The 18,972-nt window shown below is 63.7% G+C and carries 21 protein-coding genes and 1 pseudogene; 16 read left to right on the top strand and 6 right to left on the bottom strand.

From position 1 onward, the window contains the following. Position 1 precedes the first annotated feature (1 nt). The 4 genes from lysA to xerC all read left to right on the top strand — a co-directional run bounded on the left by lysA (position 2) and on the right by xerC (position 4,375). Complete coding sequence (lysA, locus tag QVG61_RS00370) at positions 2–1,249, top strand: diaminopimelate decarboxylase (protein ID WP_289931309.1); 1,248 nt, start codon at positions 2–4, stop codon at positions 1,247–1,249. 657 nt (positions 1,250–1,906) lie between these two features. Next, positions 1,907–2,737: a diaminopimelate epimerase gene (gene dapF / locus QVG61_RS00365; RefSeq protein ID WP_289931308.1), complete on the top strand. Its 831-nt coding sequence runs from the start codon at positions 1,907–1,909 to the stop codon at positions 2,735–2,737. Continuing rightward, the gene (locus QVG61_RS00360) at positions 2,734–3,441 is read left to right on the top strand and encodes a DUF484 family protein (protein ID WP_289931307.1); all 708 of its coding nucleotides are present in this window, start codon (positions 2,734–2,736) and stop codon (positions 3,439–3,441) included. The genes dapF and QVG61_RS00360 overlap by 4 nt, the downstream gene beginning before the upstream one ends. A 28-nt stretch (positions 3,442–3,469) precedes the next feature. Continuing rightward, positions 3,470–4,375, top strand: coding sequence for a tyrosine recombinase XerC (gene xerC / locus QVG61_RS00355; RefSeq protein ID WP_289931306.1), 906 nt, complete (start codon positions 3,470–3,472; stop codon positions 4,373–4,375). 134 nt (positions 4,376–4,509) lie between these two features. Here xerC and QVG61_RS00350 read toward each other — a convergent pair whose 3' ends face one another. After that, a complete protein-coding gene (locus tag QVG61_RS00350; RefSeq protein WP_289931305.1) occupies positions 4,510–4,881 on the bottom strand; it encodes a type II toxin-antitoxin system VapC family toxin in 372 nt (123 codons plus the stop codon). Further along, the gene (locus QVG61_RS00345) at positions 4,878–5,075 is read right to left on the bottom strand and encodes a type II toxin-antitoxin system VapB family antitoxin (RefSeq protein ID WP_289931303.1); all 198 of its coding nucleotides are present in this window, start codon (positions 5,073–5,075) and stop codon (positions 4,878–4,880) included. The genes QVG61_RS00350 and QVG61_RS00345 overlap by 4 nt, the downstream gene beginning before the upstream one ends. A gap of 149 nt (positions 5,076–5,224) precedes the next feature. Here QVG61_RS00345 and hslV point away from each other — a divergent pair, with 149 nt between their 5' ends. From hslV to ubiB, 6 genes are all read left to right on the top strand, one after another. Further along, positions 5,225–5,770 (top strand): ATP-dependent protease subunit HslV, encoded by a 546-nt coding sequence (gene hslV / locus QVG61_RS00340; RefSeq protein ID WP_289931302.1) that lies wholly within the window; start codon positions 5,225–5,227, stop codon positions 5,768–5,770. A gap of 4 nt (positions 5,771–5,774) precedes the next feature. Next, on the top strand, positions 5,775–7,118 hold the full coding sequence (gene hslU, locus QVG61_RS00335) for an ATP-dependent protease ATPase subunit HslU (protein ID WP_289931301.1): 1,344 nt from the start codon (positions 5,775–5,777) through the stop codon (positions 7,116–7,118). 68 nt (positions 7,119–7,186) lie between these two features. Next, positions 7,187–7,558, top strand: coding sequence for a DUF971 domain-containing protein (locus tag QVG61_RS00330; protein WP_289931300.1), 372 nt, complete (start codon positions 7,187–7,189; stop codon positions 7,556–7,558). A 111-nt stretch (positions 7,559–7,669) separates the two neighbouring features. After that, positions 7,670–8,419, top strand: coding sequence for a bifunctional demethylmenaquinone methyltransferase/2-methoxy-6-polyprenyl-1,4-benzoquinol methylase UbiE (ubiE, locus tag QVG61_RS00325; protein ID WP_289931299.1), 750 nt, complete (start codon positions 7,670–7,672; stop codon positions 8,417–8,419). Positions 8,420–8,432: 13 nt separating this feature from the next. Then, complete coding sequence (locus tag QVG61_RS00320) at positions 8,433–9,062, top strand: SCP2 sterol-binding domain-containing protein (RefSeq protein WP_289931298.1); 630 nt, start codon at positions 8,433–8,435, stop codon at positions 9,060–9,062. An 11-nt stretch (positions 9,063–9,073) separates the two neighbouring features. Then, positions 9,074–10,729 (top strand): ubiquinone biosynthesis regulatory protein kinase UbiB, encoded by a 1,656-nt coding sequence (gene ubiB, locus QVG61_RS00315; RefSeq protein WP_289931297.1) that lies wholly within the window; start codon positions 9,074–9,076, stop codon positions 10,727–10,729. Positions 10,730–11,484: 755 nt separating this feature from the next. Here the strand turns inward: ubiB and QVG61_RS00310 are convergent. The 3 genes and pseudogenes from QVG61_RS00310 to QVG61_RS00300 all read right to left on the bottom strand — a co-directional run bounded on the left by QVG61_RS00310 (position 11,485) and on the right by QVG61_RS00300 (position 13,640). Beyond that, a pseudogene (locus tag QVG61_RS00310) lies at positions 11,485–12,224 on the bottom strand (RES family NAD+ phosphorylase). Beyond that, positions 12,225–12,593: an MbcA/ParS/Xre antitoxin family protein gene (locus QVG61_RS00305; protein WP_289931296.1), complete on the bottom strand. Its 369-nt coding sequence runs from the start codon at positions 12,591–12,593 to the stop codon at positions 12,225–12,227. A gap of 30 nt (positions 12,594–12,623) precedes the next feature. Further along, positions 12,624–13,640, bottom strand: a complete 1,017-nt coding sequence (locus QVG61_RS00300) for an integron integrase (RefSeq protein ID WP_289931295.1) — start codon at positions 13,638–13,640, stop codon at positions 12,624–12,626. Between the two features lie 300 nt (positions 13,641–13,940). Between QVG61_RS00300 and QVG61_RS00295 the strand changes: the two genes are divergently transcribed. After that, entirely contained in the window at positions 13,941–14,084 is a 144-nt protein-coding gene (locus QVG61_RS00295) for a hypothetical protein (protein ID WP_289931294.1), read from the top strand. 11 nt (positions 14,085–14,095) lie between these two features. On the opposite strand, the gene QVG61_RS00290 is transcribed toward QVG61_RS00295, so the two are convergent. Then, entirely contained in the window at positions 14,096–15,262 is a 1,167-nt protein-coding gene (locus QVG61_RS00290) for an IS4 family transposase (protein ID WP_289930013.1), read from the bottom strand. A 146-nt stretch (positions 15,263–15,408) separates the two neighbouring features. Between QVG61_RS00290 and QVG61_RS00285 the strand changes: the two genes are divergently transcribed. The 5 genes from QVG61_RS00285 to QVG61_RS00265 all read left to right on the top strand — a co-directional run bounded on the left by QVG61_RS00285 (position 15,409) and on the right by QVG61_RS00265 (position 18,939). Then, a complete protein-coding gene (locus QVG61_RS00285; RefSeq protein WP_289931293.1) occupies positions 15,409–16,158 on the top strand; it encodes a hypothetical protein in 750 nt (249 codons plus the stop codon). Between the two features lie 68 nt (positions 16,159–16,226). After that, complete coding sequence (locus QVG61_RS00280) at positions 16,227–16,562, top strand: hypothetical protein (RefSeq protein WP_289930003.1); 336 nt, start codon at positions 16,227–16,229, stop codon at positions 16,560–16,562. Further along, positions 16,559–16,918, top strand: coding sequence for an IS66 family insertion sequence element accessory protein TnpB (gene tnpB, locus QVG61_RS00275; RefSeq protein WP_289930004.1), 360 nt, complete (start codon positions 16,559–16,561; stop codon positions 16,916–16,918). Before QVG61_RS00280 ends, tnpB begins: the two co-directional genes overlap by 4 nt. Positions 16,919–16,953: 35 nt before the next feature. Further along, the gene (locus QVG61_RS00270; RefSeq protein WP_289930005.1) at positions 16,954–18,498 is read left to right on the top strand and encodes an IS66 family transposase; all 1,545 of its coding nucleotides are present in this window, start codon (positions 16,954–16,956) and stop codon (positions 18,496–18,498) included. Positions 18,499–18,759: 261 nt separating this feature from the next. Then, on the top strand, positions 18,760–18,939 hold the full coding sequence (locus QVG61_RS00265; protein ID WP_289931292.1) for a hypothetical protein: 180 nt from the start codon (positions 18,760–18,762) through the stop codon (positions 18,937–18,939). Positions 18,940–18,972 lie beyond the last annotated feature (33 nt).

The following is an 18,972-nucleotide window of genomic DNA, read 5'->3' as shown; positions in this document are numbered from 1 at the left end:
CATGGACCACTTCGACTACCACGATGGCCAACTGCACGCCGAGGCCGTCCCCCTGACCGAGATCGCCGCCAGCCATGGCACACCCTGCTATGTCTACTCCCGCGCCACCCTGGAACAGCACTGGCACGCCTTCGACCGGGCGCTGGCCGGGCGGCCCCACCTGATCTGCTACGCGGTCAAGGCCAACTCCAACCTGGCCGTGCTCAACCTGTTCGCCCGGCTCGGCTCCGGCTTCGACATCGTCTCGGTCGGCGAGCTGGAACGGGTGCTGGCCGCCGACGGCGACCCCGGCCGTGTGGTGTTCTCCGGCGTCGGCAAGCGGCGCGAGGAGATGCGCCGCGCCCTGCAGGCCGGCATCCGCTGCTTCAATGTCGAATCCACCGCCGAGCTGGCGCGCCTGGCGGAGGTCGCCGCCGAGTGCGGCCAGCGCGCGCCCGTCTCGTTGCGCGTCAACCCGGACGTCGACGCCGGCACCCACCCTTACATCTCGACCGGCCTCAAGGAGAACAAGTTCGGCATCGACATCGGGCAGGCCCTCGAGGTCTACCGCGAGGCCGCCGCCAACCCGCACCTGGAACTGACCGGCATCGACTGCCACATCGGCTCCCAGCTCACCGAGACCGCACCCTTCGTCGACGCCCTGCAGCGGGTCCTGACGCTGCTCGACCGGCTGGCCGCCGACGGCATCCCCATCCGCCACCTGGACCTCGGCGGCGGCCTGGGCATCCGCTACCGCGACGAGGGTCCGCCGTCGCCGGCCGAGTACGTGGCCCCGCTGCTCGCCGCCCTCGGCGAGCGCGACATCGAGATCCTGCTCGAACCGGGACGCGCCATCGCCGGCAATGCCGGCGTGCTGCTGACCCGGGTCGAGTACCTGAAGGAGACCGGGCACCGCAACTTCGCCATCGTCGACGCCGCCATGAACGACCTGCTGCGCCCGGCCCTGTACGGCGCCTGGCAGGAGATCGTGCCGGTCAGCCCCCATCCGGGCGAGGAAAAGACCTGGGACGTCGTCGGTCCGGTATGCGAGACCGGCGACTTCCTCGGCAAGGACCGGCCGCTGGCGCTGGCCGAGGGCGACCTGCTGGCGGTGCGCTCCGCCGGCGCCTACGGCTTCACCATGAGCTCCAACTACAACTCCCGACCGCGCGCCGCCGAGGTGATGGTCGACGGCGACCAGGCCCATCTGGTGCGGGAACGGGAGACCATCGAGGCACTGTTCGCGGGCGAGCATCTGCTGCCGCCGTAGCAAGGGCATCCCCGAACTGCGGCGCATGCTGTGCCGATGAACGGTAACGCGGGGAATCTTCATTCACCATGGCTGGCGTATTGGCAAAAGGCCTCGGAATCCGGCTCATCATGATGCTTGCCGCCATCCTCAACGGCCTGCCGAGAGACTGGCTGTTGACCCCGGTGCTGGGCGAAGACGTTTCATGACCTTGTCGGCGCTGGTGTTCCTGATCGCGTATTTTTCCATTCCCTCTCCAGCCAACCACCAACCCGCAGGCGCGGGCAGCCGGCCGCGGCAAATGGGCCGGGCGATGCCCGACCAATCGCGGCCTGGAGGCCGCTCCTACCAGGGTGCCGCCATGCCCCGTAGGAGCGGCCTCCAGGCCGCGATCGAGACGCAAGGCACCCGCCCAAGCAACGCTCTCACGACCACCTCGCCCTTGTAGAACAGCCTGAAGCCGTTCATGCAGACCGCCTTGGCGCAATATCCGGGCTAGCCAGCCAACCACCAGCCCGCAGGCGCGGGCAGCCGGCCGCGGCAAATGGGCCGGGCGATGCCCGTCCAATCGCGGCCTGGAGGCCGCTCCTGCCAGGATGCCGCCATGCCCCGTAGGAGCGGCCTGCAGACCGCACTTCTCCTGTCTTCCAACCAGTGTCTTCGGTATCCTTGCCCTCCATGCGCCTCCAGTTCACCAAGATGCACGGCCTGGGCAACGATTTCGTGGTCTTCGACGCCATTCACCAGCAGGTCGAGCTGACCCCGGCACAGGTGCGCTTCATCGCCGACCGGCGGCGCGGCATCGGTTGCGACCAGGTGCTGCTGGTGGAACGGGCCACGCGGCCGGACGCCGATTTTCGCTACCGCATCTTCAATGCCGACGGCGGCGAGGTCGAGCAGTGCGGCAACGGTGCGCGCTGCTTCGCCCGCTTCGTCCGTGACCACGGATTGATCGACCGCGACCGGATCCGGGTCGAGACCCGCGGCGGCCTGATCGAACTGCAGATCCAGGCCGACGGCCAGGTGCGGGTGGACATGGGGCCGCCGCGCCTCGACCCGGCCGACATCCCCTTCCAGGCCCCGACGCGCGCCGCGCGCTATGCGCTGGAGGTCGAGGGCGAGGCGCTGCAGATCGGCGCCCTGTCGATGGGCAACCCGCATGCCGTGCTCCAGGTCGAGGACGTCGACACCGCACCGGTGGCGCGCCTCGGCCCGCTGATCGAACACCACCCGCGCTTCCCGCAGCGGGTCAACGTCGGCTTCATGCAGGTGCTGGACCCTGGCCACATCCGGCTGCGGGTCCATGAGCGCGGCGCCGGCGAGACCGAGGCCTGTGGCACCGGCGCCTGCGCCGCGGTGGTCGCCGGCCGGCTGCAGGGACTGCTCGACGAACAGGTCGAGGTCGAGCTGCCGGGCGGCGATCTTGTGATAAGCTGGGCGGGTGACGCGGCGCCGGTCTACATGACGGGACCGGCGGTCAGCGTCTTCGAAGGCAGCATCGAACTATGAGCACCCAATCCCCAGAGCACGCCGCCGCCGGCCTTTCCGCCGAACAGGTCGAGGACTTCCTGCGCCGGCATCCACAGTTTCTGGCCGAGCGCCCCGCGCTGCTCGCCGAGCTGGACGTCCCCCATCCCACCGATGGCGCCGTGTCGCTCATCGAGCGCCAGATCGGCGTCCTCCGCGAGCAGAACCGGCAGTACCGGCGCAAGCTGCTGGAGCTGGTCGAGATCGGCCGCAGCAACGATGCCCTGCTCACCAACCTGCACCGGCTGACCCTGGCGCTGATGCGCTGCAGCACCCTGGAAGAGACCATCGCCGTGCTCCACGACCACCTGGGCAGCGAGTTCGGCGCCGACGCCGTGGGCCTGCGGCTGGCCGGCCTGGACCCCGAGCGCGGCGTGCCGCGGACCCGCCACCTGGACCCGGACGATCCCGCACTGGCCGCCTTCGAGCGCTTCTTCCAGCAGGTGCGGCCACTGTGCGGCCAGCTGAGTCCCGAGCAGCTCGACTACCTGTTCGGCGAACTCGCCGACGGCATCCGCTCCGCGGCCCTGATCCCGCTCGGCGAGACGGCCGAATACGGCCTGCTGGCGGTCGGCAACAGCGACCCCGACTACTACCATCCGGCGATGGACACCGAGCTGCTGGCCAAGCTCAGCGAGCTGGTGAGCTGCGCCCTGCAGCCGCATCTGCCGGGGAAGGGCAGCTGACCCCGGCGGCACCCGCGAGGCCCCGGCCATGAACGCCACCGCCCAGCGCCTGCTCGCCGACTACCTGCAGCACCTGACGGCAACGCGCCGCCTGTCCCCGCATACCCTGAGCGCCTACCGCCGCGATCTTGCGGCCTTCGCCGAGGACTGCACGCGCGCCGGCCTCGGGCGCTGGGAGGAGGTCGACATCCGCCAGGTGCGCGAATTCGCCGCCCGCTGCCACCGCCGGGGCCTCGCCGGGCGCAGCATCCAGCGCCGGCTGTCGGCGATACGTGGTTTCTTCAACCACCTGATCCGTCTCGACAACCGGCGCTTCCGGCACAACCCGGCGCAGAACGTGACCGCACCGCGGGGCGAGAAACGCCTGCCGGCAGCGGTCGACGTCGACCAGATGGCACGGCTGCTGGACATCCGCGAGGACGATCCGCTGGCCCGCCGCGACCGGGCCATGCTGGAACTCGTCTATTCCTCGGGGCTGCGGCTCTCCGAACTGGTCGGCCTGGAGCTGGGCGATCTGGACCTGAAGCAGGGCCTGGTGACGGTGCGGGGCAAGGGCGGCAAGACGCGCATCGTCCCTGTCGGCCGCCAGGCCATCGCCGCCCTGCAACGCTGGCTGGCCGACCGCGGCGGGCTCGCCGCCGACGAGGAAACGGCCCTGTTCGTGAGCCGCAACGGCCGGCGGCTCGGCCAGCGCTCGGTACAGCAGCGCCTGGCCCGCTGGGCGCAGCGCCAGGGCCTGCCGCAGCACGTCCATCCGCACATGCTGCGTCATTCCTTCGCCAGCCACCTGCTGGAATCGAGCGGGGACCTGCGTGCCGTGCAGGAACTGCTCGGCCACGCCGACATCAGCACCACCCAGGTCTATACCCACCTGGATTTCCAGCACCTGGCCGAGGTCTACGACAAGGCCCACCCCCGCGCCCGGCGGAAATGACCCCTGTAGGAGCGGCCTCCTGGCCGCGATCATGCCCACCCCCGCACCCGGCGGAAATGCCCCTCCGGGAGCACCGCCAGCCGGCACACGCGGAGTACAACTCGGCGCTCCCAAAACCCCCGTCGGAAATAGGCTCAGGAGGAAGGCGCGTTGGCCAGGCCGAGTTCGGCGGCCAGTTCGGCCAGGCGTTTGTCCCGCGTCCTGAGGCGCGCGGATTCGGTGAGGGCGGCGGAAGAGAGCAGGTGCGCGTCGACGTAACCGATGCCCCGGCCCATCAATCGGTGACGTTCGATGAAGACACGTACTTCGGCGTCGGTCGCCACCGTGGCCTGGGGAAGATCCTGAAGGAGCCCCAGGATGTCGGAGCGGCGGGCGAGGTTTCCACAGGCGAGTTCGCCGATGACGAAGGGGTGGGCAAGCACCCGGCAGTCTTCGAGCAGCGCCGCAAGCCCGGGGTCACCCGTCCGGAAATGATCGATCCAGACCGATGTGTCGACCAGGATCACTTCGTGCCCGTGCGCCGCCGGCGGATGTCCTCGAGACCGGGCTCCGTTCCGCCGAGCCGGGCGAGCCGGCGCGCGCTCTCGCGCTCGATCAGTGCGCGCAGGCCTTCGCGCACCAGGGCCGTCTTTTCTTTCAGACCCGTCAACCGCTGGGCTTCCAGCAGCAGGTCATCATTGATGTTCAGTGTCGTGCGCATGTTCGTTCCGCTCATGATGCACTTAAAGTATACGTCAGTGTATGTACGTATTGATGCGTACACAAGGCCTGAATACCCCCAGCTTTCGCCCTGCTTTGCGCCAGGGCGTTGGTGTACAATCGGATGCCCTTCGCAACGAGGCAGGGACAGTGGAGCAGTATCGCGGAACGACCATCCTTTCGCTGCGGCGCAACGGCTGCGTGGTGATCGGCGGCGACGGCCAGGTGAGCATGGGCAACACGGTGATGAAGGGCAATGCCCGCAAGGTGCGGCGCCTGTTCCAGGACCAGGTGCTGGCCGGCTTCGCCGGCGGCACGGCGGATGCCTTCACCCTCTTCGAGCGCTTCGAGGCCAAGCTGGAACGCCACCGCGGCAACCTGACCCGGGCCGCCGTGGAGCTGGCCAAGGACTGGCGCACCGACCGCATGCTGCGCCGCCTGGAGGCCCTGCTGGCGGTGGCCGACAAGAATGCCTCGCTGATCATCACCGGCAACGGCGACGTGGTGGAGCCGGAGGAGGGGCTGATCGCCATCGGCTCCGGCGGCCCCTTTGCCCAGGCGGCGGCCCGCGCCCTGCTGGAGAACACCGAGCTCTCTGCCCGGGAGATCGTCGAGAAGGGCCTGCACATCGCCGCCGACATCTGCATCTACACCAACCACAACCTGACCATCGAGACCCTGGAGTACCAAGGCTGAGCCCATGTCGGAAATGACGCCACGCGAGATCGTCCAGGAGCTGGACAAGCACATCATCGGCCAGGCCGCGGCCAAGCGGGCGGTGGCCATCGCCCTGCGCAACCGCTGGCGGCGGATGCAGGTGGACGAATCGCTGCGCAACGAGATCACCCCCAAGAACATCCTGATGATCGGCCCGACCGGTGTCGGCAAGACCGAGATCGCGCGCCGCCTGGCACAGCTGGCCAACGCCCCCTTCATCAAGGTCGAGGCGACCAAGTTCACCGAAGTCGGCTATGTCGGCCGCGACGTGGAGTCGATCATCCGCGACCTGGTCGATGCCGCCATCAAGATGAGCCGCGAACAGGCGCTGGAGAAGGTCCGCCACCGGGCCGAGGACGCCGCCGAGGAGCGCATCCTCGACGCCCTGCTGCCGCAACCGCGCGGCAGCGGCTTTCTCAGCGAACCGGCGCCCGCCGAGGGCACGGCCACGGAGACCCGCCAGAAGCTGCGCAAGATGCTGCGCGAGGGCCGGCTGGACGAACGCGAGATCGAGATCGAGCTGTCCCAGGCACCGCTGGGCGTGGAGATCATGGCGCCGCCGGGCATGGAGGAGATGACCAGCCAGCTGCAGGGGCTGTTCCAGAACCTGGGCGGCGGCCGCACCAAGACCCGCAAGCTGAAGGTGCGCGAGGCCTTCCGCCTGCTGTGCGACGAGGAGGCGGCGAAGATGGTCAACGACGAGGACCTCAAGACCCGCGCCCTGGAACTGGTCGAACAGAACGGCATCGTCTTCCTCGACGAGCTGGACAAGGTCACCCAGCGCGCCGAGGGCAGCAGCGGCGCCGACGTCTCCCGCGAGGGCGTGCAGCGCGACCTGCTGCCGCTGGTCGAGGGCAGCACGGTGACCACCAAGCACGGCATGGTCAAGACCGACCACATCCTGTTCATCGCCTCCGGCGCCTTCCATCTGTCCAAACCCTCCGACCTGATCCCCGAGCTGCAGGGCCGGCTGCCGATCCGCGTCGAGCTGGACGCCCTGGAGGCTGAAGACTTCGTGCGCATCCTCACCGAGCCGGATGCCTCGCTCACCGAGCAGTACAGCGCCCTGCTGGCCACCGAGGGGGTGACCCTGGAGTTCCTGCCGGACGGCGTGGAGCGCATCGCCCAGGTCGCATGGGAGGTCAACGAACGCACCGAGAACATCGGCGCCCGGCGCCTGCACACGGTGATGGAGCGGCTGCTGGAGACCATCTCCTTCGAGGCCTCGGACAAGGCCGGCGAGACACTGCGCATCGACGCCGCCTACGTCGAGCAGCACCTCGACAGCCTGGCCGGCGACGAGGATCTGAGCCGTTACATTCTCTGAGAACCGCCCGCGCAGGGGCCGCCGCCGACGACACCCCTGCCGCCAACCCATAGATTCGAGGAACACCCATGAGCATGCATCCCACCGAGATCAAGGTTCACACCAAGTCACGCACCCTGGAGATCAGCTTCGAGAGCGGCGAGAGCTTCAACCTGCCGGCCGAGTATCTGCGGGTCTATTCGCCCTCTGCCGAGGTCCAGGGCCACGGACCGGGCCAGGGCGTGCTGCAGGTCGGCAAAGAGGACGTCAACATCGAGAACGTGGTGCCGGTCGGCAACTACGGCGTGCAGATCTACTTCGACGACAACCACAACACCGGCATCTATGCCTGGGACACCCTCTACGACCTGGGCAAGAACTACGAGCAGCACTGGCAGGACTACCTCGAGCGGCTGGCCGCCGCCGGCCACAAGCGCCGCAGCCCGGACGAGATCATCTGACCCGCCGGGCCGGCGCGCTGTCCGCCGCAGCCATGGAAATGGTATGGTATTGCCGCCCCTGAGGCCGGCCGCATGTGGCGCCGGCCCGCTCCAGCACAGGACAATCCGGCCATGAACGACAAGCAGAGCACCCACTTCGGCTTCCAGCAGGTTCCGGTCGAGGAAAAGGCCCGGCGGGTGCGGGCGGTGTTCGACTCGGTGGCCGACAAGTACGACATCATGAACGACCTGATGTCGCTCGGCATCCACCGTCTGTGGAAGCGCTACACCATCGAGATGAGCGGCGTGCGCCGCGGCCACCGGGTGCTGGACCTGGCCGGCGGCACCGGCGATCTGACCGCGCGCTTCGCCCGACTGGTCGGCCGCGAGGGCCTGGTGGTGCTGTCCGACATCAACGCCGCCATGCTCCGCGCCGGCCGTGACCGGCTGCTCGACCAGGGCATCGCCGGCAACGTGGAATACGTGCTGGCCAACGCCGAGCGCCTGCCCTTTCCCGACAACCAGTTCGACTGCATCAGCATCGCCTTCGGCCTGCGCAACGTCACCGACAAGCAGGCCGCCCTGGATTCCATGTACCGGGCACTGAAGCCGGGCGGCCGCGCCCTGGTGCTGGAGTTCTCCAAGGTCACCGTGCCGGCCTTCCAGCCGCTGTACGATCTCTATTCCTTCAAGATCCTGCCGCTGATGGGCAAGCTGATCGCCGACGATGCCGACAGCTACCGCTATCTCGCCGAATCCATCCGCATGCACCCGGACCAGGAGACCCTGAAGGGCATGATGGAGCAGGCCGGCTTCGAGAACTGCGACTACCACAACCTGAGCGGCGGCATCGTCGCCCTGCACCGCGGCTTCAAGTTCTGATGCGGAGCCCGGCATGAGCACCGCCACCCTGTTCACCGCCGCGCTGGAGGCGGCCCTCGACGGGCTGCTCGCCGCAGACCCGGAGGCGGCCGCCGGCCTCACGGCCCTCGACGGCAAGGTGATCGCCGTGGAGCTGCGCGGCCTCGGCCAGACCCTCTACTTCCTGCCGGCGGAGGGCCGCATCGCGGTGATGCTCAACTACGAGGGCAGCCCCGACACCCTGATCAGCGGCACCCCCCTGGCGCTGGCGCGGATGGGACTCGGCAAGACCGGCGAGGGCCTGTTCGGCGGCGAGGTGCAGATCCGCGGCGACAGCGCCGTCGGTCACCGCTTCCAGGCCCTGCTCGCCAGCCTCGAGTTCGACTGGGAGGAATGGCTGTCGCGCCTGGTGGGCGACGCCGCCGCCCACCAGGCCGGCCGGCTGCTGCGCGAGACCGGCAGCTTCCTGCAGCACAGTGCCGACACCCTGCGCCAGGACCTCGGCGAATACCTGCGCGAGGAGGCCCGGCTGCTGCCGACCCGCTACGAGATCGAGGACTTCATGGCCGAGGTGGACCGCTGCCGCGAGGACGTCGACCGGCTGGAGGCGCGGGTCAAGCGGCTCGAGACGCGGCTCGCCCGGCGGCAACGGGACGACGCCTGAGGCCGCCCGCGATGCTCAGTCCCGGACAACTGTGGCGCGTGCTGTACATCAACCTGGTGCTGGTCCGCAACGGGCTGGACGAGATCATCTTCGCCACCCACCTGTTCCGGCCGGTCCGCTACCTGCTCTATCTGCTGCCCTGGAACTGGCTGCCGCGCAAGCGCCGGCCGCGCGGCGAACGCATCCGCCAGGCACTCGAGGAACTGGGGCCCATCTTCGTCAAGTTCGGGCAGATCCTCTCCACCCGCCGTGACCTGCTGCCGGACGACATCGCCGACGAGCTGGCCAGTCTGCAGGACCGGGTGCCGCCCTTCCCCGGCGAACAGGCGCGGGCGCTGATCGAACGCGAACTCGGCCACCCGGTCGGCGAGCTGTTCGCCGCCTTCGACGAGACACCACTGGCCTCGGCCTCCATCGCCCAGGTGCACACCGCCACCCTGCACAGCGGCGAGCAGGTGGTGGTCAAGGTGCTGCGCCCGGGCATCGAGCGGGTCATCCGTCGCGACGTCTCGCTGCTCTACTACGTGGCCGCCATGGCCCAGCGCTACTCGCGCGACGCGCGGCGCCTGCGGCCGGTGGAGGTGGTACGCGAGTTCGAGACCACCATCCTCGACGAGCTGGACCTGCTGCGCGAGGCGGCCAACGCCTCCCAACTGCGGCGCAACTTCCTGGATTCACCCATGCTCTACGTGCCCGAGGTGCACTGGCCGCTGTGCCGGCGCAGCGTGATGGTCATCGAGCGCATCAGCGGCACGCCGATCAGCGACATCGAGGCGCTGCGTCGCCAGGGGGTGGACTTCAAGCTGCTCGCCGAACGCGGCGTGGAAATCTTCTTCACCCAGGTGTTCCGCCACAACTTCTTCCACGCCGACATGCACCCGGGCAACATCTTCGTCGCCGAGGACAGCCGCTACATCGCCGTCGACTTCGGCATCATGGGCACCCTGAGTCCCGAGGACCAGCGCTATCTGGCGGAGAACCTGCTGGCCTTCTTCCGCCGCGACTACCACCGGGTCGCCGAGCTGCACGTGGAATCGGAATGGGTACCGCGCGACACCCGGGTGGACGAGTTCGAATCGGCGATCCGCACCGTCTGCGAGCCGATCTTCGAACGCCCCCTGAAGGACATCTCCTTCGGCCAGCTGCTGCTGCGCCTGTTCCAGACCGCGCGCCGCTTCGACATGGAGGTGCAGCCGCAACTGGTGCTGCTGCAGAAGACCCTGCTCAACATCGAGGGCCTGGGCCGCCAGCTCTACCCGGACCTCGACCTGTGGTCGACCGCCAAGCCCTTCCTGGAACGCTGGATGAGCGAGCAGGTCGGCGCCCGCGCCTTCGCCCGCAACCTCAAGCAGAGCCTGCCAACCTGGGCCGAGACCCTGCCGGAACTGCCCGAGCTGCTGCACAGCACCCTGCAGAAGGCCGCCAACGGCCGCCTGGAACTGCAATGGTCCTCAAAGGAACTGGACCGGCTGCGCGAGGAGATGCGCCGCGCCAACCGGCGCACCGTCTCCGCCATCACCGGCAGCGCGCTGGTGGTCTCCGCGGCCGTGATCTACGGCCTGGACGGCTTCGCCCCGCTGATGGTCGGCGGCGCACCGCTGCTGACCTGGATGCTGGGCGGTGCCGGCGCCATGCTGCTGCTGAGCGCCTGGTCGGGGGAGGACTGAAGCAGCGACAAATCTGGCGGCCTATCACCCGCAGAAGCTTCCTGTAGGAGCGGCCACCAGGCCGCGATCACCCGCGCCCCGACACACCACACCTTTCCCTGCCCCCCATCAGCCTTCCCCAAAGGCTTTCCCAATACCTCAGCATAGAGAAAAGCCCTGGCATCCAAGACCTGCTCACGGCTCGTCACCGAAAGCCACCGCTCAAGTACAAGACAGGACAGAAAGCAGGCGACATCTCTTTTGCTCAGTCCGCTGATTGCATCAAGGATTCGATTCTCAAGATGAAGCTGACAAAGCTGGTTGCCCGATCACCCGCAGAAGCCCACCTGTAGGAGCGGCCACCAGGCCGCGATCACCCCGCCTCCAACACACTGCACCGTTCCCAGACCCATCCCTCAGCACAGAGAAAAGCCCTGGCATCCAAGGCCTGCTCCCGGCTCGTCACCGAAAGCCACCGCTCAAGTACAAGACAGGACAGAAAGCAGGCGACATCCCTTTTGCTTAATCCGCAGATTGCATCAAGGATTCGATTCTCAAGATGAAGCTGACAAAGCTGGTTGGCCGATCACCCGCAGAAGCCTCCTGTAGGAGCGGCCACCAGGCCGCGATCACCTCCGCCTCCAACACACTGCACCGTTCCCGACCCATCCCTCAGCACAGAGAAAAGCCCTGGCATCCAAGGCCTGCTCACGGCTCGCCACTGAAAGCCGCTGGTATTTCTGGATTGCATCTGGCGCCAGCGGCATATTCCGCAATCAAGCCGCGGGGCGCGGGAATCCACGATCCAGTTCGAACAACGAGCGATCGAACCGCAGCGCTTCTCCACCAGTGCTGGAAAAGGTGACCGAACTCCCGCTGGTTTCACACAGCCAGGATTTCTGATCACTGGGCGTCTTCGAGACCAGAGCAATCGGTGTGTATAGAGCAACATTGATGCCGGCTTCAGGGTCGCGGGCGGATTCATATTCGAACAACTGGACACCTGCCTGCCGCATGGTGCTCCCCAGTGCCTGACTCGCACTGTAGTCATCGGGGCTCCTCAGGGTGTCGCGATAAGCGATGAAAGGAGGGGCTTGCAGGCACAGTCCCTGGCCATGATAGGTGGCCGAGAATTGAGTATGTTGGGTAAGGAGAAGGGATGGTGGCGGTTCTGCCATGCCGGTCCAGAATACAAAACGGTAATAGGCACATTCATGGAGAAGCGTGTGTTCGCTTCCGGAGCATAAAACAAAGCGGGTTCGTGGCGCTTGCCGAATCGGGATCCATGTTTCAGCGGTGGATAGCGGAAAGGCGTGGCCAAAAGATAGTGAAGCGATTCCGTGCCCGGTTGGAGACGCGGCTTGGAGCGCTCAATCATGGTTTCCAGCAGCACCTGGGCGGAAAGGGAGTCAACGATGTTACTGCTTGCAACCTGCTCCTGGCTTTCCACCATCCGCACGAGGGTTCCGTTTAGCAGGCGGCACTCGGCCCTTTCCACACAGTCCTGCCAATCCATCTAATGAACGCCCCGCATGGCATCGAGATAGACCAATACTTCCAGGAGCCCCGGTACCGACCGGATCTGCTCCGCGGGAATGCCGCCGGTATCCCGATTGGGTGTGCGCATCCAGTGCTTCATGGCGGCCGCGTCGCCTCCAACCAGCGCATACAAGCCGCGGTAGATGCGAATCAGCAGCAGCGCCAGTTCCCCCGGTTTGCTTGCGGGGTCCAGGCCGTGGCGGCGGATGTTGGAAGGGTGTTTGCCGATGATGGACTGGAGGTCCTGCAGAGCTACCCCAAGCGCCTTGGCGGCATTCAAGGTGGCCTGCGCCAAAACAGCCGTTTCCTCAAGGGCATCGGGAGTTGCCTGGGCGCTCATGGTCATGACCCACGTCTGGTGCGTACGCTCATATCATCATATAACATGTGCGTACGCAATATCCTGCTGCCGTGAATCCAGCACCCCGCCCAAAGGACTGACCACCGCATTGCCACCCCGCCGCAACACATGGGTATAGATCCGCGTAGTGCGCACACCCTTGTGACCGAGCTGCTCCTGCACGGTACGGATATCCATGCCGCGTTCGAGAAGATGGGTGGCGAATGAATGCCGCAGGGTGTGGCAACTCGCCGGCTTGCGGATGCCAGCCCGCCGCACCGCCTTTTTTACCGCCTTCTGCAAGCTGCTCTCGTCGATGTGGTGGCGCCGTTCGATGCCGGAACGCGGGTCGACACTGCGCCGGCTGGCGAGAAATACATACTGCCAGCCCCACTCTCTAGCCGCATACGGATATTTCCGGGCAAGCGCATAGGGCAACCATACCTCGCCAAAGCCATCCCGGAGATCCTTGTCGTGAACATTTCGCACCGCGTCCAGGTACCGCCGCAACGGAACGATCAGTTCATCAGGAAGGGTCACCACCCGGTCCTTTCCGCCCTTACCGTTACGAACCAGAATGGCGCGGTGATCGAAATCGACATCCTGTACCCGAAGGCGAACGCATTCCATCACGCGCAGGCCTGCCCCATACATGAGGAAGGCCCCCAGCCAGTGTTCGCCATCCAGATGCCGCAACAGGGCGCGCACCTCGTTGTGCGTCAGCACCACCGGTAACCGCTGCTTCCTCTTTGCACGGACCGCGTTGACGATTTCACCCAGCGGACGCCCCAATACATACCGGTAAAGAAACACCAGCGCATTCAGCGCCTGATTCTGCGTAGAAGGCGCCACCTTACGCCGCACCGCCAGATAGGTGAGAAACTCACCCACCTCAGCCTCCCCCATTTCAGCGGGGTGCCGCTTGCCATGAAACAAAATGAAGCGCTTGATCCAATCCACATACGCCTGCTCCGTCCGGATACTGTAATGCCTAACCCGGATGGCGTTGCGGACAAGTTTCAGAAAAGGCGACGTGCGACTGTCATGCTGCATCCATGCATCCCCCATGACCTGTACGTCCATACAGTATAGCGCCGGCAACGTCGAAAGCAAGCGGGCTAGATGGAAAACTTCCGTAATTGACGAATCATAAGCCCGGCCTCCAGCCTGAAACCCGGCGACAAAATCAACGATGTCCTATTGAAATAGCCCAAAAGACGCGCTAGCTTCATGGAAATGATCGCCCCTGGCGGAAAAGGGGCTGGAGGACTATACGGAAACCTTCCGTGTTTAAACATGGACGTTTTCCGGATACACACTGTTAGAGCAATAAATAACGAGGAAACTCAGCCCATGTTGAAATTCAATACGCTTTTCCCAGTAAGACCGGAAGCAGAGGTAGATGAGCTGATTTCAATTGCAAATACCTGGATTCTTGGAAGTCCACACTCGCAGCTAAAAGAAGAAGAGATTGAAAGTCATAAGAACGATCACTAGTGTCCGGAATATTAGTCAAATAGATTCAACTGGTTACTGAAATTTGCATCGCTTATTGCTTGGTCGCATCTTGTAAGTAGTTGATCTATTGATGTTGTTTCGAAAGCGGTCACACTCAGAATCTGTAGTATCGAGTAGAGGCTGGCCTGGATATTGAGACGCTTCTTGATGATGGCGACCAGCACATAGACGGAGACGGCGATCCAGACCTGAGTCTTGACGGCATTCTCCGAGGTACCGAAAAACGACTTGATTCGCAGGTGCTGCTTGATCCATTTGAAGAACAGCTCCACCTGCCAGCGATAGCGATAAAGCTCGGTGATAGTGATCGCCGGAATGCTGAAGTTGTTGGTCAGAAAGACCAACCGCTTGTCGGTCTCGGCATCGTAATATTTGATCCGGCGTAGTCGGTCGGGATAGTACTGGGCGGTATAGAACCCGGTCAGCGCTACGGTTTGGTCGCAACGCAGGCCGGAGTTCTTGTCCACGGGATGAGAGTAGATCCGACGGAATTTCAGGTTGGACTTGGCGCGAATGACGAAAAAAGCCGACGCATGGTGGAGCTGATGGAGACGCTCGAAGTCTGTATAGCCGCGGTCCATGACGTAGAAGGCTCCGGGCTCTGGCAATAGCAGGTCGAACACGTTGACATCGTGGAGTTTTCCATCGGAGATATGGATAAACGAGGGGATATTGCCTCGTAGATCGAGCAGGGTATGCAGCTTGACAGCCGCCCTGGTTCGCCGGAAGCGAGCCCAGGGAAAGACCGACAGGCAAAGGTCGATGGTGGTGGCGTCGAGCGCGTAGACCGTGTTGTCGAGTTCGAGCCCGAGTTCCTCGTCGGCATAAAGCCGTCGTGCGATTTGGATCAGCGACTGGGCAAAGTCTGCGTAGATCCGCCAGTCGCGTTTTTCGTTGGCCTCGGCCAGGGTACTGCGGGCTACGCGAGAGCGAATACCCATGTGGTAGAGCTTGTTGCTTTGGGCATTGAGGCAGGCCTCTATATCGCGCAGGCTCTCCCGGTAGGTGAGTTGTGCGAAGGCCATGCACCGGTACTGATCCTGGCAGCTGAAGCGTTTTACGTGGCGGTTGCCGTTGTAGCGCTGGATGCAGCGCCGAAGGGTGTGCAAAGGCAGATGATCCATCGCCTGTGCGAACACGAGTTTGCCTGTGTACATGACTTGACCGCTCCGACCCGGGATACCGGGCTAAAGCGTGCCCCTGGCCCAATGGCCAGTTCAAGTCGGTGACAGGCGAAAATGGCATATTACTCTCGTATTAACAATGAGTTAGCGACAAAGAAGAACGGTTTTTCCGGACACTAGTGAAGAACGATTTAGAGTGGGAACATAGCATTGACTCTGAAACACTCAGCTACATTCAGTTCGATAGTGACGAAAACAAGGTATTCGGGCTTAGATATTCGAAATTGGAAAACGATCTGCGATGGATAACGGACATAATAGGATCGAAGGATGATAATAAATTCCTTATATCTGTTCAGGTATCATGTGATGCAAGCAATCCAGGGACATTTATACCCAATCCGAAAAAGCCCTACATTGTAAGACAATTGCTCGAAAATATCGGCGGTGGATCAGATGGCGATCTCCATGTTCAGGACGTTCCATGCTCTCTGAAGAATGATGAAATTGATCTTGCGGCTAGTTTAATAAATGGCCAGTCCGGTCTTGATTTGCCCGTCGTCTATGCTAGCTCCGGAGGAAACAATCAGCCTTTTGTCAATGCTGAAAAACTGGCGCGTTGGTTTGCTGGGATGGCACATGTAGTTGTTGAGCCAAATAGGGAATTCTCATTTAGATTAATGCATGAAGTGGCAAACCGAAATGCATATGGTGGTGCAGTAGGTATATATTGGCCACATAGTGCAGGTCGAGAAATATTATTGCCAAGCTCTTATGGATTCGATCCATTGTATATGGAGCGCGAGATATCCGATTCACTTCGTGAGGGATTGAACGCTCTCCGTCCCCCACGTACTTGCACATGGGGGTACCTGAAAGAATTAAGTGCAAGGCGCCGTATCGATCAATTGAAGGTAACCGCAAAATAAACGACGCCCTACCTGCCTGAAGCTGTTTTCTGCAAGCTCCGCCATTTCAAACATGGCGGAGCAAGAAGATGGATCGAGTTGAAGAGAACGAGCTGACGGAGCGTCAGCGCTACTGGCTGGAACAGGTCCGTGCCTGTGAGGCCTCGGGAAAGACGGTTGCCGAGTATGCGGCGGAACAGGGTTTCTCCGCCTCGGCGATGTACGCCGGGAAGCAGACGCTGATTCGCAAGGGGGTTCTGCCGCGCACACCGCCAAGCCGGTTCCAGCGGGTGCAGATAGCCCCGATCCCGGCCGGTGACGACTGGCGTATCCAGTTACCGAACGGTGTGTCGGTGGCGTTCTCTGGCGAGGTGGACAGCGCTGCCCTGGCGATCGTCCTGAACACGGCGGCCACGCTCAGATGATGCGGCCCTCGAACGACCTGCCCGTTGTGTACCTGTGCCGGGACGTGGTCGACTTCCGCAAGGGGATCAACGGTCTGGCGGTGCTGGTAGAAGAGGTCCTGGCGCTGGATCCGTTCTCCGAGCAGCTGTTCGTGTTCTGCAACCGGCGGCGGGACAAGGTCAAGATCCTGTACTGGGAACGCAACGGCTTCTGCCTGTGGCACAAGCGCCTGGAGCGGGACCGCTTCAAGTGGCCGCGCAAGGTGGATGCGGAGGTCATCACGCTGACCGGCCAGCAACTGAACTGGCTGCTGGACGGTTACGATGTCATGCGCCTCCAGCCGCATGAACGGTTGCACTATCGCAGTGTTTTGTAGCGTATTTTACCGGTCATTGTCGTATAATGGAGTGCATGCCGATTGCACTGGATCAGCTGCCGGATGACGTCGAAGCCCTCAAGGCACTGGTCGCCGACCAGCTCAGCCGCAACGAACAACTCACCACGGAGAACCAGCGCTACAAGGCGCAGGTACTCACCCTCACCGAACAACTGAACCTCGCACTGGCCCGGCGCTATGCGGCCAGCAGCGAAAAACTCTCGCCCGACCAGATCCGGCTGTTCGACGAAGCCGAGGTTGAGGCCGAGGCTGCGGAGTCTGATGAAGACGCCGTCGTCGCGGTCCCCGCACACACCCGCAGGAAGCGCGGTCGCAAGCCATTACCCGACACACTGCCTCGTATCGAGGTGGTCCACGAGTTACCGGAGCCGGACCGGTTCTGCCCGCGCGATGGTGCCCGGCTGGCCGAGATCGGCGAGGTGAGTTCCGAACAGCTGGATATCGTCCCGGCGAAGATCCGTGTGATCCGGCACATCCGCAAGCAGTACGCCTGCACCTGCGGCCAGTGCATCAAGACCGCACCGCTGCCGCCCCAGCCGATCCCCAAAAGCCTGGCCTCACCGGGCCTGCTGGCGCACATCACGGTCTCGAAGTACCAGGATGCGCTGCCGCTGTACCGGCAGGCGACGATCCTGAACCGGATCGGGGTGGATCTGCCCCGGGCGACGCTGGCAAACTGGATGATCCAGGCCGGAGCGCTCGTCCAGCCGGTGATCAACCTGCTGCGAGACCGGTTGCTGGCCTATGACATCGTGCAGATGGACGAGACGCCGGTGCAGGTGCTGAAGGCACCGGGCAAGACCGCCCGGTCGAAGTCCTACCTGTGGGTGCAGCGTGGCGGGCCACCGGAGCAACGGGTGGTGCTGTACGACTACGACCCGAGCCGGAGCCAGACGGTGCCGAAGCGCCTGCTGGAGGGCTTTACGGGCTATCTGCAAACGGATGGCTATGATGGATACAATGCTGTTGTGGCGGCCCATGGCCTGACGCACGTGGGCTGCATGGCGCATGCACGGCGCAAGTTCCACGAGGCGGTGCAGGCGCAGGGCAAGGGCAAGCACAAAAACCGCAAAGGCGGCCATGCCCATCGGGGTCTGGCGCTGATCCAGAAGCTGTACCGGGTAGAAAAGCAGGCGCGCACGCTCGAACCGAAAGACCGCCATGCGCATCGGCAGCGCCACGCCAAACCCCTGCTCGAAACCCTGCGGACCTGGCTGGACGAGGTCCTGCCACAGGTACCGCCGGCCACGGCCACCGGAAAGGCGCTGAACTACCTGAACAACGAATGGCCCAAGCTAGTTCGCTACCTGGAGGACGGCCGCCTGGAGATCGACAACAACGGGGCGGAGAATGCCATCCGGCCATTCGTGGTTGGACGCAAGAACTGGCTGTTCAGCACATCCGTAAAAGGCGTGAAAGCCAGCGCCAACCTGTACTCGTTGATCGAGACGGCCAAAGCGAACGGGCTGGAGCCTTATGCCTACTTGCGGCGGGTGTTCAGCGAACTGCCCCGGGCCAATACCATTGAAGCCATCGAGGCGCTGCTGCCCGGCGCCTGAGACGGCAGGACCGTGGCCGCCTCCCTGCAGCCACGGCCATTGGATACCTCGGGCGCCTACAGCACCTTCACATCGACGCTCCCTGTCGCGATCCCGGCATCCCTGCCGAGGCTCAATGTAACACGCCCGTCTCGTCCTGCAAGCCCTGGACCCCACCCCCAAATGTCACTTGGCACCACAGCGCAAGGGCGTCGGTCATTTTGCGCTTACATTGAATCTAAGGCCGCCTCAATTAAAGCGCAGTTAAAAGGTTACCGAACAATGACTAATGATGTCCGACGTTTTCTTGAAGAGCTTGGGTTTGAGATATCAGGCGATGGAAAACACTATAAGGCAATTTTTATGGGTGATAACCGCTATACCGTATCAATTCCAAAAACTAGCAGTGACCATCGTGCTGGTATGAATCTAGCCAGCGAAATAATAAATATGCTTTTTTAGAGTGCAGTGTAGATGCTCTAACAAACGCGTCAA

Source organism: Thiohalobacter sp. IOR34, assembly GCF_030406045.1.
Lineage (GTDB): Bacteria > Pseudomonadota > Gammaproteobacteria > Thiohalobacterales > Thiohalobacteraceae.
This window is presented reverse-complemented; position numbering and strand designations above follow the sequence as displayed.